Below are 14,358 nucleotides of genomic sequence, written 5' to 3' on the forward strand. Positions count from 1 at the left end.
ATTGAAAAATAGTATTTTGATGGAGAAATGCAGAATTAGAGGCGAAGATTATTTCTTCGCCCCTTATATTCCTTCCTATCATGCTGATATCATCTGTTGTCAATTTTTCAAATAGAACTATGTGCCACGCTCCACTAAATTATTCGCTACCTTTAAGACTAAAGCCCGGCGCCAGACCGATTTTACCGAAAGCGTAGCCGTTCCAATCGACCGAACCGTTTGCATTGCATACGCTGTAGGCATTGCCAGAACAAGGTGAACGTAGCCAGCGATAAAATGAGGAATCTGATTCATAATATCCTGCGTTCTTCGCATAATTTGATGTAGTAATTCCCTGTGCAGTAATCCGTTCATAAACCGAGCCTTCGTTTGCACGTATTGTACTATCGTTTGAACCCGAATCACCAAAGGTTTCTCTACCAGAGAACAACCACAGTTTATCATAGGTAATCACATTATTGCCAGATACATCATTATATACCGTATCAGACTGCACTGCTTTCGGTACGATAGCTTCCTTGAGTTCTGATGGGAAACAGCTATACAAAGATTCTCTTTCTTCCAACGCATTTTCTCCTGCATAGTTTTGTGTTGTATTTGTTAAATCATCCTTGCCGTTTAACGTAGCTCGTATTTTACTTGTTGGCCAACCACCCTTTCCTCCACGTGGTGCATACGTATAACTGCTTGATGTACCATTCATTCTACGGTAAGTTGTGGCAATAGAATTATATAATATTCCAGCCCCATCTCCACTCATATTCGGATAGGATGTACCTTTCAGTTTACTGTTCAAATACAATGGCACCGCTTTCGTACAACTTGGTGTATCCTCATCTCCGTAGCACTGCTCGTACACATACGGATCTGTTTTGCTCCAGTATGCAATCGTAGTCCAACTATCTTTATGAATACATCTGTGAGCATTTCCTTTTGCGGTCGTTCCAGTCGGCTCATGTTCGACATAGGAATTCACATAAGAAGCACCCGTTGCCGGACCGAATGTCAGTCCTGCCGTACCTGTTGTGATTCCGCCGTCCTCACTGTATGTATCGTGTTCAATGCCGTAGAGTGATACGGCGTATTTTACATCGGGTTTTGGACCTGGGAGACAGAAGCCCAGTGCCAGACCTTTTTTGTAGTTAACGTGATTATTATACACAGTCCCTGAACGATACACGCAGTACGCGTCGAAGGCAAAGTCGTAATAAGATGAGCGTAACCAATAATCACACGAGTAATTTGATTCAGAATATCCCATATTCTTCGCATAATTTGATACAGTAATTCCCTGTGCTGTAATCCGTTCATAAACTGAACCTTCATTGGCACGTATTGCTCTATTGTTTGAGCCTGAATCATCAAAAATTTCTTTACCAGAGAATAACCACAGTTTATCATAAGTAGTCACATTATTGCCAGATACATCATTATATACCGTATCAGACTGTACTGCTTTGGGTACGATAGCTGCCTTGAGTTCTGATGGGAAACAACTAATCAATGCTGAGCTTTCATCCAACTTAGCTTCTTCAAAACCATTATCCTTGTTGGTAATCTCAAGCATATTATCAGTTACAACACCATTCAAAGTATTTCGAATTGCCGAATCTGGCCAGCCACCTTTGTTGGTTCCGTAAGTATACTCATTTCCACTGCTAAAGTATGTAGATTTCTCACGATTCCATTTCAAATAATCAGATGCAATCGGAGCGTGAAGCACTCCAGCCCCATCTCCCGTCATATCCGGATAAGAAGTTGCCCCTTCTGCCAGCTTCCCGGTAATCGTAAGCTCTACGGCATGTGTACATCCGTTTTTCAAACACTCCCGGAACACCGAAGGATCCTTAGCACTCTGAGCAATGATCTCATCCCAGGTCATATCATGCATACACATCTGACCTGCCGATGGCGTATGACTCTTATAGGTATTCACATAGGACTCTCCCGTAGCTGGTCCAAAGGTCAAACCTACCCTATTTCCTTCTTCATCCGTATCCTGCTGGATTCCGTAAATAGACACAGCATATTTCACCTGAACCGCATCCTGCTCCCACATCGCATAGAACGTGGTTGCTTTTGTAATGATAACAGGAAATACTGCTTCTGTCGTCAACGCAGAATCCGTATACCAGCCCTTAAAGATATATCCGTCCTTCGTCGGTTCATTAACCGGACTGTTTACTTCCCTTCCAGCTTTCACCTGAACAGACAGCATATCCTGAGCACTGTTTCCGCCGTCTGGGACGATCATTCCGCCGTTCAACTCAAACGTCACCTGATATCTCGGTGTCGGTTCTGGAAGCGCAATCTCCGCCTGGAACGTATCCGTTCTGGTTACTCCATCCTCTACATAGGTTACGGTTCCCGTGTAACTGTCGGAAGAACCGTCTGCAGTACCTGGATTCAAAACATAGTCACTAGCCGGAACAACCGCCGATGTGCCATCATCATAAAACGCTGTCACGATCAGATCCGATTTCGGGAATGTGTAAACTTCTTCTTCACCGTCATAGCCTTCCAGATCTTCCGTAATTGTTTCAGGACCTGTATATTCCACACTGATTCCAGTCAGTTTCGCTTTTGCTTTTACGATATTCGTTGCATTGCCGGTATGGCTGAATTTCTCATACTGCTCCATCCGGTTTACGAAGGTCACTTCTGCCTCTGTATTGGTAACAAGATCCGCTGCTGCAGCTTCTCCATCCACGGTCACATTGGTTACCGGCTCAATCTTTTCCAATACATACCGGGATACTTCCTGCTCCGTAATCATATAGGTATTTCCCTGATCAACCGTAAAGGACACTTTTCCTTCCAATTCTCCCGCAGACAGCGTAATTGCTTTTGTATAAGTCTTTCCGTCTCCGGTTATCTTGAAAATAAAGGTCGGATTTCCAAACGGATCATAAACCTCGTTGATCTGCTTATTAATAGTAATAACGGCTTTTCCTTTTTCATCTTCTGCCACCAGTTCCTGTACAACACCGGAGTTTTCTTTTGTAATGGAGAACCGGATATATTCCGTACTTAAACTGTAAGAATCCGGTGCTTTTGTCTCTGTCAGATAATAGCCGCCCTGCTCAATGCCGGAAATTACAACCGAACCATCTGCTCCCGTAGTGATCGTTGTCATTCCCTCCGGAAGCTCATAATCCTCTCCCAGCACGCATTTCGTACCATCCGTCCGGTACAGTTCATATTCCGCACCTGCCAGAGTAATGTTGTGGTCTGCTTTATCCACCTTGACGAGCTTCACGCTGCCCTTTTGTCTGTTATCCACCGTCTCCAGATAAATCGTGTTCTGGACACTGTATTTATCAACCGTAAATTCGATATGCTCATCGGAGACCTCATACCCTAAAGGTGCCTTGGTTTCTACAAAATAGTAATCGCCCCATTTGAGCCCTTCCACAGAAATTTCTCCATAAGTCTCACTGTTCCGGTCAGAATCCGTTGTATAGGTTCCAATCAAGGAATAGTCTGCGTCTGAATCAACAGTATCTGCCCGATACCACAATTCATACTCAGCGCCGCCTACCATCTGCCCGGCATCATCGCTCTTGACCAGATTGACGTCCCCGTCTTTCCTCTCATTTGTATGCGTTACTTTGATGATTTCTCCCATTGTAGAAGAATCCAGTGTCACGCTTTCCGTTCTAGCCGCAGTTTCATCCGGCATCAAATATCCGCCCGGATTCCTGGTTTCTACGAAATAGTAAGTTCCGTATTTTAACCCGGAAATCTCAATCTCACCTGCGGCATTGGTCTTGTTTCCGGAAGAAATAAGCTGGTCTTCCGTCTCATTTCCTTTTTTCTCCCGGTACAGACTATAAACAGCATCCCTGACCGGACGTCCGCTCTCCACATCGGTTTTTGTCAGACGGATCGAAGATGTCGTTTCATAATCATAAGCATCTACAGAAACTGTAATGCTGTCCGTTTCCTTATCATACTGGCTTTTTCCAATGCTGAAATTGACCGCACTGCCATTTAACTCATATCCTTCCGGTGCCTGGATCTCCTGGAAATAATAGTCTCCCCATGGAAGATTCGTTACTGTCAATACTCCATTCGCGTCAGTCTCAAAGGTACCGTTCGTTCCGGATTCCATATATGCGTAGTCGGCATCTGTAAAAATCTGCTCTCCATTGCTCTTGTAAAGTTCATAAACAGCACCGGACAGCGGCCCGTAAGATGCCTCATCCGCATCCTGCTTTGTGAGCGTCACTTCACCGCGGATCCGGTAATTTTCAAGATTCAGGATCTCTGTTACTCCATCAATCTCAAACGTATGCCGCCCCTCGACCTTCTGGTATCCGGCAGGTGCCTCAATCTCTTCCCAGTAATAGGTTCCATACGGCACGTTTTTCAACACAATGCGCCCCATGGAGTTTAATGCCTTCGGTTCCTCAAACAGTGCCATTCCAGTGCTGTCATACACCTGGAATTTTGCCCCGGTAAGGGAAGCATAATGAATGGTTCCGTCCTCGTCCGTCTTTGTGACATGATCCGCATCCACCTTTTGCAGGATGATCTTTCCTACCGTATCAAGGAGTTTAACGTAGGTTTCGGAAGAAGGCAGCGTATAGGTTTTCTCAAACTGATTGGTTAATCCATAGGCGTCATACTGCACTTCATACTGATTGACCGCTTTCTGCCCGATCAGGCTTCGGTCGGCCGGGGCCTGCATATTCACTACCACATAAGTCATCTGGCGGGTTTTCATCAGCCCGTCTTCCATGCTGCTGGTATCAAGAGCTACGGCAATCGATTTTACTTCTGCGGGGTTCTCCGGAATATCCGTACTCCATCCGCCCGCCGAAAGGTCAAATGCCTGTTCTGCATCCTTGGAATAATATACAGTCGGCACCAGCTTCATCGCCTCAGCATGGCTGGTATCCACAGATACGAAAGTTCCCTGCCAGGCGCTTGCGATATCGGTATACTCCCCTTCATTATCTCCATTTACAGAAATGCTTGCTCCCTGCTCGATATGGTCAAAGAATACGATATTTTTTGCATTGCTGGAACCAAGGCCGAAGTCCAGCCGGTAGCTGTAATCGGATTTCTTCTTTTCTTCCTCGGTATCGGATTCCTGGTAAAGCCTTGTTACCGTGTCTGTCACATAACCGCCGGAGTATGCGCTCTTAATATACTTAGAAACATATTCCCGCCATTCCGTTGCTGAATCCAAAACGGTTTCCGTATCATTTGCATAAGCCACTTTTTCCGTGATCATGCCGTCGCCATCAATGTCATACTGGTCGGTCATGATGGCAGATCCACTCACTTTATCAATACCGTCATCATGTACCATCAGGTAAGCGTTTGCCGTATACCGGTTTCCAAGCCCGATATAATCGGAATAGCTGAGCGATACAGGAAAGCTCATGTTTACAGTTGTCGTATTTGAAATTTCCAGCGGACTGTCTGAAAAATCAAAATCCGCCACAATGGCTGTTTTTCCATTATACGTTGTAGTATAGATGGTCACATGATCGGTAAAATCTCCAGCCGAACCGCCGCTCTGTTTGGTTCCCGAGCCGCCGATCATCACGTCATAATTATCCAGATCCACCTGCAGCCCTTCCGGTATTACCGCATAAAGAGAAAACCGCTCCAACGGGCCGTCATTATCCGCTTTAATGCTTCCGGATGCCTGGATACTGGACGTAAACCCAGCCTTTCCGCTTCCAGAAAACGATGTCAGATTGATGCCTGCCTGCAGGTTTGTCACGGCACTTCTCAGCCATACATTGGAATAATCACGCATCATCTGTTCTTCGTAAGTGTCCAGATCCCTGTCTGCCAGGACATCACCGTAAGAACCGCTGTAGTTATCCCTTGTCAAAGCACAGTCATTTACTTCATATCCTTCGTCATCAACATAAAGAGCGCGGAGATACGAAAAGTTCACCAGGCGGTTCTCATGATCCGGGCGCTCCGCCTCTTCTTTCTCCTGTTCCGCTGCCCAGTCAAGGTGCAGACGTACACCGACATAAACGGAATAACTATAACTTCCAACAATGCCGTTTATGCGGACAAAAACAGCTTTCACGCCATCCGGGAACTGGATGGTCTGCTTTGTCTCCGTATTTCCTGTGCCTAAAAGGACATAATCATCGAAATGGATATCCTGCGTGGATGCCCCGTAAACCTCGTAATCGTATTTCTTGCTGTCCGATGGAATGGTGACATACGCAATATCATATTCTTCATCTTCCAGATTCCGGATAGAGCCGTCGTTTAAGAAAACCGCCAGCTTGTCATCGCCAAGTACCAGAGAATACTCCTGGTTCTCTCCGACCTGCGACATACCGCTGGTATTGCCGCCCGGTTTTGTCGGGTTATTCAGCGATGTTGTACTGATACTAGCATTATCGGACTCTGAAGGTGTTGCCGTCTCCTCCGCCGCATAAGAAGTAAGTGTAAACGCATCCTCCCATGTATGAAGAGAAAACAGTTTTGAAATACCGTTGATAATAATGTCCGGAACGGTCAGTTCTCCGTCTTCATCCTCATAGGCTTCTGAAGCCGTTGCCGTCTGATCCGTATAAATTTCGCCATACGTAGTTCCTTCCATTTCCACATCTTCATTCAAAAGACCGTTTTCCATCCAATGGATGTCATTCCAGTCTTCAATTCCTTCCGGAATTTTCTCATCTGGATTAGATTTTTCTTCATTCCCTGTACCGGAACCGGCTTTATCGTCCGTATTAAGTAAAGCAGTCCCGGCCGCTGCATCTGATGCTGTTGCCGACACTGCTGCCATCCGTGACCGAGCCTTTGCTCGTGCTGCGGATGACGCATACCTGCGGTTCGCACTTCCGCTCAATGAAAACTGTACAATCTTACCATTATAAATATTAACCGCATTCAGCCTTCCATTATACGGGCTGGAGCTGCTGTACTGTCCGCCTTTATAATGGCTGTAAATATAGCCGGAATAAGTAAACGCATAGTCATCCACCGTAAACTGCAGTTCATCATCTACCTTCTCGTTCTCGCCTGCCTCGGTGATCCAGTCGGATTCATCATGATACAAACGGTCCAAATGCCCATGAATTGTTACCATGTCATCCTTCAACGTCTCCTTTTTTAAACCAATCGTAAAGCTATTATAATAGGTAGATCCCTGACTTCCAAGATCGCCGGAACGCTCCTTGAACGGATAGAATCCCCAGTTACCGTCCTCATCCTGCTCCAGTTCTACTGCCTTGCCGCCGTATTTGACCTGTACATCCGCATAATCCTTCCCATCCGGGATTTCCACGGTCACATAATAATCCGACCGGTACAGACCGCGGGCCTTCCAGTCCTTATCAAATCTGGTCTCGATGTCATACCAGATATAATCCGAATCCGCGTTCTCGTATTCGGAAAGGCTCAATTTATCCCTGTACATGCTGATCCGGTAGCGGTCTCTCTCAGATGTGAACGCATAGGACAACGGTTCCATCTGGATGCTGCCGGAACCATCCACAGAAAACTGCGGGCTTCTCTCTTGAGAATAGCCGTCCGTACATGATCTTGCGCTGAGGGTCCAGAGCATCTCAAAGCCTCCGCTCACGGACTGCCCCTGCTTGACCTCAAATTTATTCGTAAATGTGTAGGTATCCGAATCCTGATCCCATACATAATTCCACTCGGAATCCACCTGATCCGCTGCCAGTTCCGATGCCTTTATAATGCTGGCCCGGTTAGCGTTTCCAATGCCCGGAATGGCAAAACTGATGCTACCCGCCGGATAATCTCTATCCGCATTTTCAATCCGGTAAGTCGTCACAATTTTCGGCTGTCTGGTTTCCGGACTTACTGCATTCCACTCATAATCCGTAGTCAGGTTGGACCATGCGCACTGTACCTTCCAGCCGTCCAGATAATCATAATACTGCGTCTCTGCAAAAGCCGGAACCTGCGTGCTGGTAAGCAGCATTGCGACAGACAGCACCAATGCCAGAAACCTTCTCGCCTTTTCACTCATCTTTCTTAACATCCCTTATCTCCTTTCCACGAATTCTGTCCAGGCAGTCCGGTATGCGTCATTTCCTTCAAATTCCGCACCGTCCTTATCCAGCGCCTGCACGGATTCGGAGTATACGATAATGTCATAGTCTATGATCTGGTCCGCCGTGTCAAAATGGGTCTTGACTTTCTCAAGAAGCGGTTCCGTCTGTTTTCCCGGCTCCACGATCTCCGTGTAGTAATAATAACCACCGAGACTGTCATCCTCTTCTTCCGAAATATACACCCAGCCGTCCGGCAGATGTTCCGCATATTCCGCCGCGGCATAGTAATCCGTCCCATCCGGTGAAATCCGAGAAATGTCCGCAATGCTGGAATCCGAGAAATCCATAAATACCCGAACAAAGCAGGGAACCGTCCCTGTATTCTCGACCTGTACCTTCTTCTTGAATACATTTTCCCCAGGTTCCATATCCTTCGGCGGTTCAAAATCCTCCGTGACCGTTATGGTATTGGTTCCAATGGTGAAGGAGTTTTTCAGCGACTGCATATAGGTAAAATATGCATACGTCCCGCCGATTCCAATAACCGCCACGGCCAGAACCGCAGCCAGGTTTCTTTTCATTTCCTTATTCATGGCGCTCCTTCCTCTTCCCTTTACTTTTTTTCCATAAAACGATCACTCCGGTTCCAGATACGATCATAACGATAAATGCGTATAAGGCCATGTTGTTGTCGCCCAGCTTTGGGATGATCTGAACAATGTCCGTGATCTGTTTAATCACATCTTCAATCGGACCCGGCAGGTCATTCTGGCTATTGTCTGTGTGATTCTGGTTGTCCGTTACGCCGGGACCGCCGGAGTTGTCACCGGAATCGGAATACCCGCCGGATGTGCTGCCGCCACCGCCGCCTCCGCCACCAGAACTCTTTAACTGGGCCGAGAAAATCCATTTCGTTTTCGTGCTGGATAACGCGTACTGGTTATTCAGCTCTGCCGGCACAGAAAGCGTGTAGGTAAGTTTTTTCTCCCCGCCGGATTTTAAATAAGCCAGCGTCACCTTATCCGTGATGGCTCCGTCCATGGTGCCGGAATAAATAACCTCATCTCCGTTTTTTATCTCAAGCTGCAGCGCTTTCAGCAGCATATCGTCCGCAATCGTTTCTGTCCGGAAATAAATCGTCACCGGCCGGCTGTAGGAATTTTTGATCTGCACGGTATCGGAAACCGTATCCCCAGGCATCAGCTCTCCCCAGTTGGAAAAGAAATCATCCCCGGTTCTTACCAGCCCTTCTGCCCCTCCTTCAAATGCCACGGAAAATACCGTCTCCCCTGCCTGTACCGGACTGTAAACGGTATGTACACAGGTTTCTATCACGGTTCCGAACCATGGATCTTCGCTGGTGAAATTCGGCGTAAAGTTATCCGTCTGCACGGCGTCCGCCGTTACGATAATGGAAAATGACTTATCTGCATAACTTTCATCCCATTCTGTCGGGATACGGACCTCTTTTACAAAATCAATGAAACTGTCCTTTTCCACCGGTTCCAGATAGTAATAATAATCTCCAGCCTTGATCCACTCATCGGAATCCAGCGTCACCATATGATCGGAGAGTCCCCGGATTCCATCATCGGAAGTATACTCCAGTTTTGCCCGGATCCATGCCGTGTTCGCTTCATTCGTGATGCGCACGATCTTGTCTACCTTCTGTCCGGGAAGCACCACCTTGTCATTCTCGTAAGGAATCTCATTTTCATCTTCGTCCAGTTCAAACTCCTCCAGACTGATCGAAATATCACCGATTCCTACGTTATTAATGACTTCTGTTTCATAGGGCATCGCCGCTGAGGCCGTCCCGGAAACCAGAAGCGACAGGAGCGCTGCAAGTAAACAGATTTTTCGTCTCATTAGCTTCTCCTTCCTACTGCTGTACGGAAAAAGGGAAGGGATTTTCCCCTCCCTGTCCGTAAAGGCTTACGTTTGTTTGAGTTACAGCTCGCTGCCGCCCAGATCCAGCTTGTTGTTGGTTGCTGCGTCCTTCGCGTCTGCGCTGCCAACCTGTTTCAGATAAATGTCGTAGATCTTATTCAGGTTTGCTTCGGTCAAACCATCGGTCAGGTCTGCATTGCCCTCCAGCACCTCGGATGCCTGAATCGCATAAGTTTTCACCTTGATATCCTGAGCTGCGCCCGGAGTTACTTCATTCTCAATGATGTTCTTCAGCTGCACCTTGTCAAACAGGGGCGTTGTCTCTGCGTCCGCTGCAACTGCGTTACGGTATGCAAATACATAGGTAGTGGTATCACCATCGGCCGTGCCGTGGGTTTCCTTCTCGGTCAGCTGCATCCAGTCTGTGGTATTGAAGTTATTGGCAAAGGTGCCCTGGGTATCGTCCGCATCCTTAAACCAGAACAGCTCGGTCGGGGACTTAGTACCCTTGGTGCCGTCCGCGGCCACTACCGTTACATCCTTGACTGGAACCTCCACCGTCATGAAGATCAGTGCATCATTGACGCCGGTGTTGGTAACCTTCGGATCCTTCGCCACTTCCTCATTCGGAACCAGATCCTTTACATCCTCGGAATCATTTCCGGGATAATTCGGCTCAGTCAGGTCCACCTGCACCTTGCCTACAGTGAACGTATTCACCGCACCCTCATTATCGGTCAGATACGCGAACGTACCCCCGACTGCCATCGCGCCCACCAGAGCACACGCCGCTACAGTTGCCAAAGCCTTCTTGCTCTTACGCATAATGCTTTCTTGCAGGATATCTGCAGCAATAGAAGCAATATCCTGCTCTCCTTCCTTTTGTTGTTTTTTATTTTATGTCCGTTTTGGACTTGCTGCCTGATTCAGTTTCTCCGGACTCTTCCGTGACTTTCTCTTTTGTGGTCTTATTTTCCTCATCTTCTTCAAACAGGAAACTGACTGCCAGAGATATTCCATTCAACAGGAATATCCAGAAGACAATCACCATGAGAATCTTCTTATTTAATTGTGCGATCAGATACCCGGCCATAGGGATCAAAAAGCGGTAGCATCCTACAATCTGCTCCTGCGATACCGGGCTTAAATCCTCCACATCATTGGCATCGCCTTTTGTGATCCAGTTTCCATCCTCTTCCCGAATGATCCGGTGGGTAACCAATGTCTCCCCACCATTTACGGATGGAAGATTATATGTAACAATGTCCCCCACGGAAACGTCCGTATCGCGGGTATCAACAAATGCAACGGAGCCGGTAGGAATCGCTGGTTCCATTGACCCGCTGAGAACGACATAAGGCTTGATCCCAACAAGCCTGGGAACATAAAAGACGGATGCCATCAAAATCACCAAGATCGTCAGCCCTGTTACAACCGAACTGTAAATACGAATCAATCTTTTCATAAAAAATATTCCTCTCTGTCTATACAGCATCCTGTACTGGATCATCAGACTCTGCAATTTTATCTCGCATAAACATGCACGCCATCCTCTGTAATAGCATAGGAAAAGTCTGAATATATTTGTTCCGGTGTCATATCGTCTGCTAAGATTTGCTTTCCGTTATAATACAGGTTCCCAGTTTCCAGTGTTGCTTCTATCTTTTCAATTTCGTGAATGCGCGTTTCCATACTTACCTTGTTTAAATGAACCAACGCCGCGATCACAAACAACATGAATGCAAATACCACAGCTCACATCCCATTTAGTGAGTGTTCCAATTCACCAAATGCGGTTTCTGCTTTATGCAGTTGATACAAGCCAATCCCTAAAAATACAATTCCTATCACTACGCAGCAAATGAAAATTGTTTGCAATTGTTCGACTTCTCTCATTTTCGTTTTTCTCCTATTAGATCACTTCATTGTATCGGATATGAAACTCTTCCTCTTTCGTCTCCATCTTTTATTGTGAACCGGCCATCAGCCCTGCCAACAGCCGGTCCGAAAAAAAGAAAGGTTGGAGGAACATGAACACCTTTGATGTTCTTGAAACAAAGCGTATCCGCCAGAGCGAAAAAGCCGTCTCATTTCGTTCCAAAACAATTATGGTAAGGGGTTCGTGTTTTTTGGTTTTTTTGTAAAAAAACTTTTGGAATCCCGGAAAATCATCTGTTTGGCGCACACACTGCAGCCACCTGCTCCTTCACTTCATTAAAATTTCCGGCGAATAATACCCTGCTTGTCTCAAAAGCATTCTCATTCAGCAGGAAATAATCTTTCGTTCCTGTGGTATCATCCCATGTCACATCCAGCGCCTTCCATTCTCCATCGATCTCTACCTTATTCCACGCATGATATGCCTGAACGGGTTCGCTCACATACCCCAGCTCATTTTCCACATTCAAGCCACAATATGTGCCAAATAAGTAGAACAGTCCTACATAATCGTTGCATACGCCCAGTCCATCACAGAATGCTTCGGCAAGGTTTCTGTCGCCAAAAGCATTATCATAATCCAATCTGTCACAGATATAATCATGGATATATGCTGCCTTATCCTGATCACACATGTCGGTTGTAATCTGCTTTAACTCCTGTGCAGCGGAATATACCAACTGCAGTTTCTCGAAATTACCTTCGTCAGAATTGCTGGTTACCACAATAAGGTCATTGGTGGTCAAGCCATAGCTCATATCCTTGCTGATGACCATGTATGTACTGTTCTTAAAGTAGTCTGGATTCTGGCTGTATCTTCCTATAGTAAATAAGGTGCCGTGGTTGGATTTAAGTTGTGTGCCGACATCCCTTGTTATTCCGAATATGGATGTCATAGATGCGTCAATGGCCATGTTTTTGATCTCCTGATCAGTTTCATTGGCATACAGATCTTCCAACATTCTATTTGCTTCTTCTATTGCGGGATTTTCCGGTCCTGTCTCAACACTTTCCGGTTGTTTCCTGCTATGTCCGCATTCAATAACGGGCGAAGTTGTCTGCTGCCTGTCTGTATCATCTGCGAAGGCCGAAAACGACATCATCATGGATAAAAATATTATTAAAAAAGCGATTGTTGTTTTTCTCATAACGAAAATCTCTCCTCTACTTTTCATCTTCAAAATAATTATGGAAAGATTTTTCACGGATAAAAATTTGCGGATAAGGTTTTTTGGGTTTTTTTAGATTTGGACATAGAAAAGCGCCAGTATTTCTACTGACGCGGTGTACTTGTAGAGAATGTGGTTATGGAGATTTTCGACATCTTGAGATTATTGTGGATTTCAACAAACTCTTAATGCTTGAGCTAACATTCGTACCACTACATAGAAAAAGTACTGCTCAACCACCAAACTGGCAATCAGGCAGTACTTTAGATAAATAAAAAACTCTCACTTAAAAAGGGACCCCTCCATCAATTCTCGGATAGAGAGGTTCACAGTTATATCCTGTTTCCAATGTAATTAGAATGACCACCTAAGTCATAAATCAGACTCTTGTTCACGATGTAATTGGAACTGGACAAAAACCTGTTATTCCTGCGCCCATAATTCAACTCCTTCCCTTTTGATATTATCAAAATATAACATTTTTTGTTGTTCCCAGCCTTTTCCAATAACAATTTTCAAATCTACTTCTGGATCGTCTAAATTTTTAGGACTGACGCAACCTCTTAATTGCATAATATCATTATGATATTTTTCTGTATCTACGTTGGCATCTAGTTCCAGTAATAAATCAACATCGCTTTGATATGATTGGGTTTTTCGTGCACAACTACCATACAAAATAAGCCGTTTCACGTATGGACTAATGTTAGAAGACTGAATTTGATTCATTGCATATTGAATTGACTGTTCGCTTCGTTTTACTAATACAGAATCGTTTCTATTTTTTTTCTTTTTACTTATTTTCATTAAAAACTTCGCAGTCATTGCATTTGACCAGCTGGATCATATGCACAAATCTCTGCATCCTCCTTCCTATACATTTCTTCTCAATATCCAACGCCCTTACCTCCAATTCGGAATGTAGTCCCCATACCCTGCTTTTATATAAGCGTCCAACACTTCTGTTGCGTCTGGATTATAAAGAAAACGCGCACGATCTGAAATAATACACCGTAGTTCTGCAATGGTCGCTTCTGGATTCTCTTTGTGGATAAGTACTAGAAAAGCATTCGTAGCTATGGTGGAGCCTGCTACTCGGCGTTTACGTCCAGGAGCGTAATACTCAACATCTTGATGGTTTTTTGGATATTTTGGCATCCGGTTTACCTACTCAGATTTTATATTCTTTTCATATAATTAAATACTTTATATAAATCTGTATCCTTTGAAATATCAAGCCTGCCAAAAAGTTTCCTTCTGTTATACGAAACATTATAATATAGAGCTTACAGGATGATAACGTATAATTAGTTTCGCAAATTCAATTTCATAAAAATAGACATGGTCTA

Annotated in this window: 9 protein-coding genes; all 9 read right to left on the reverse strand. The window is 45.3% G+C overall.

What is annotated here, in order from left to right; translation table 11 throughout:
* Positions 1-139: 139 nt before the first annotated feature.
* The 9 genes from LIZ87_RS14470 to LIZ87_RS14510 all read right to left on the reverse strand — a co-directional run bounded on the left by LIZ87_RS14470 (position 140) and on the right by LIZ87_RS14510 (position 13,834).
* Positions 140-7,999, reverse strand: coding sequence for a SpaA isopeptide-forming pilin-related protein (locus LIZ87_RS14470; RefSeq protein ID WP_227148064.1), 7,860 nt, complete (start codon positions 7,997-7,999; stop codon positions 140-142).
* Between the two features lie 3 nt (positions 8,000-8,002).
* Positions 8,003-8,605: a BsaA family SipW-dependent biofilm matrix protein gene (locus LIZ87_RS14475; protein ID WP_227148066.1), complete on the reverse strand. Its 603-nt coding sequence runs from the start codon at positions 8,603-8,605 to the stop codon at positions 8,003-8,005.
* On the reverse strand, positions 8,598-9,881 hold the full coding sequence (locus tag LIZ87_RS14480) for a hypothetical protein (protein WP_227148068.1): 1,284 nt from the start codon (positions 9,879-9,881) through the stop codon (positions 8,598-8,600). The genes LIZ87_RS14475 and LIZ87_RS14480 overlap by 8 nt, the downstream gene beginning before the upstream one ends.
* 81 nt (positions 9,882-9,962) lie before the next feature.
* Entirely contained in the window at positions 9,963-10,727 is a 765-nt protein-coding gene (locus tag LIZ87_RS14485; protein ID WP_227148070.1) for a TasA family protein, read from the reverse strand.
* 67 nt (positions 10,728-10,794) lie between these two features.
* Complete coding sequence (locus tag LIZ87_RS14490) at positions 10,795-11,367, reverse strand: signal peptidase I (RefSeq protein ID WP_227148072.1); 573 nt, start codon at positions 11,365-11,367, stop codon at positions 10,795-10,797.
* 59 nt (positions 11,368-11,426) lie between these two features.
* Positions 11,427-11,654, reverse strand: coding sequence for a hypothetical protein (locus LIZ87_RS14495; RefSeq protein ID WP_227148074.1), 228 nt, complete (start codon positions 11,652-11,654; stop codon positions 11,427-11,429).
* Positions 11,655-11,657: 3 nt separating this feature from the next.
* Positions 11,658-11,798 (reverse strand): hypothetical protein, encoded by a 141-nt coding sequence (locus tag LIZ87_RS14500; protein WP_227148076.1) that lies wholly within the window; start codon positions 11,796-11,798, stop codon positions 11,658-11,660.
* A gap of 272 nt (positions 11,799-12,070) precedes the next feature.
* Positions 12,071-13,015 (reverse strand): transglutaminase domain-containing protein, encoded by a 945-nt coding sequence (locus tag LIZ87_RS14505; RefSeq protein ID WP_227148084.1) that lies wholly within the window; start codon positions 13,013-13,015, stop codon positions 12,071-12,073.
* A 417-nt stretch (positions 13,016-13,432) separates the two neighbouring features.
* On the reverse strand, positions 13,433-13,834 hold the full coding sequence (locus LIZ87_RS14510; RefSeq protein WP_227148078.1) for a nucleotidyltransferase family protein: 402 nt from the start codon (positions 13,832-13,834) through the stop codon (positions 13,433-13,435).
* Positions 13,835-14,358 lie beyond the last annotated feature (524 nt).

Source organism: Lacrimispora sp. 210928-DFI.3.58 (assembly GCF_020554865.1).
GTDB lineage: Bacteria > Bacillota > Clostridia > Lachnospirales > Lachnospiraceae > Enterocloster.

What these genes read in the sequence shown, in the direction of transcription:
- LIZ87_RS14470 (WP_227148064.1), bottom strand. Translation starts at nt 7,999, where the DNA reads ATGTTAAGAAAGATGAGTGAAAAGGCGAGAAGGTTTCTGGCATTGGTG.
- LIZ87_RS14475 (WP_227148066.1), bottom strand. Translation starts at nt 8,605, where the DNA reads ATGAATAAGGAAATGAAAAGAAACCTGGCTGCGGTTCTGGCCGTGGCG.
- LIZ87_RS14480 (WP_227148068.1), bottom strand. Translation starts at nt 9,881, where the DNA reads ATGAGACGAAAAATCTGTTTACTTGCAGCGCTCCTGTCGCTTCTGGTT.
- LIZ87_RS14485 (WP_227148070.1), bottom strand. Translation starts at nt 10,727, where the DNA reads ATGCGTAAGAGCAAGAAGGCTTTGGCAACTGTAGCGGCGTGTGCTCTG.
- LIZ87_RS14490 (WP_227148072.1), bottom strand. Translation starts at nt 11,367, where the DNA reads ATGAAAAGATTGATTCGTATTTACAGTTCGGTTGTAACAGGGCTGACG.
- LIZ87_RS14500 (WP_227148076.1), bottom strand. Translation starts at nt 11,798, where the DNA reads ATGAGAGAAGTCGAACAATTGCAAACAATTTTCATTTGCTGCGTAGTG.
- LIZ87_RS14505 (WP_227148084.1), bottom strand. Translation starts at nt 13,015, where the DNA reads ATGAAAAGTAGAGGAGAGATTTTCGTTATGAGAAAAACAACAATCGCT.
- LIZ87_RS14510 (WP_227148078.1), bottom strand. Translation starts at nt 13,834, where the DNA reads ATGACTGCGAAGTTTTTAATGAAAATAAGTAAAAAGAAAAAAAATAGA.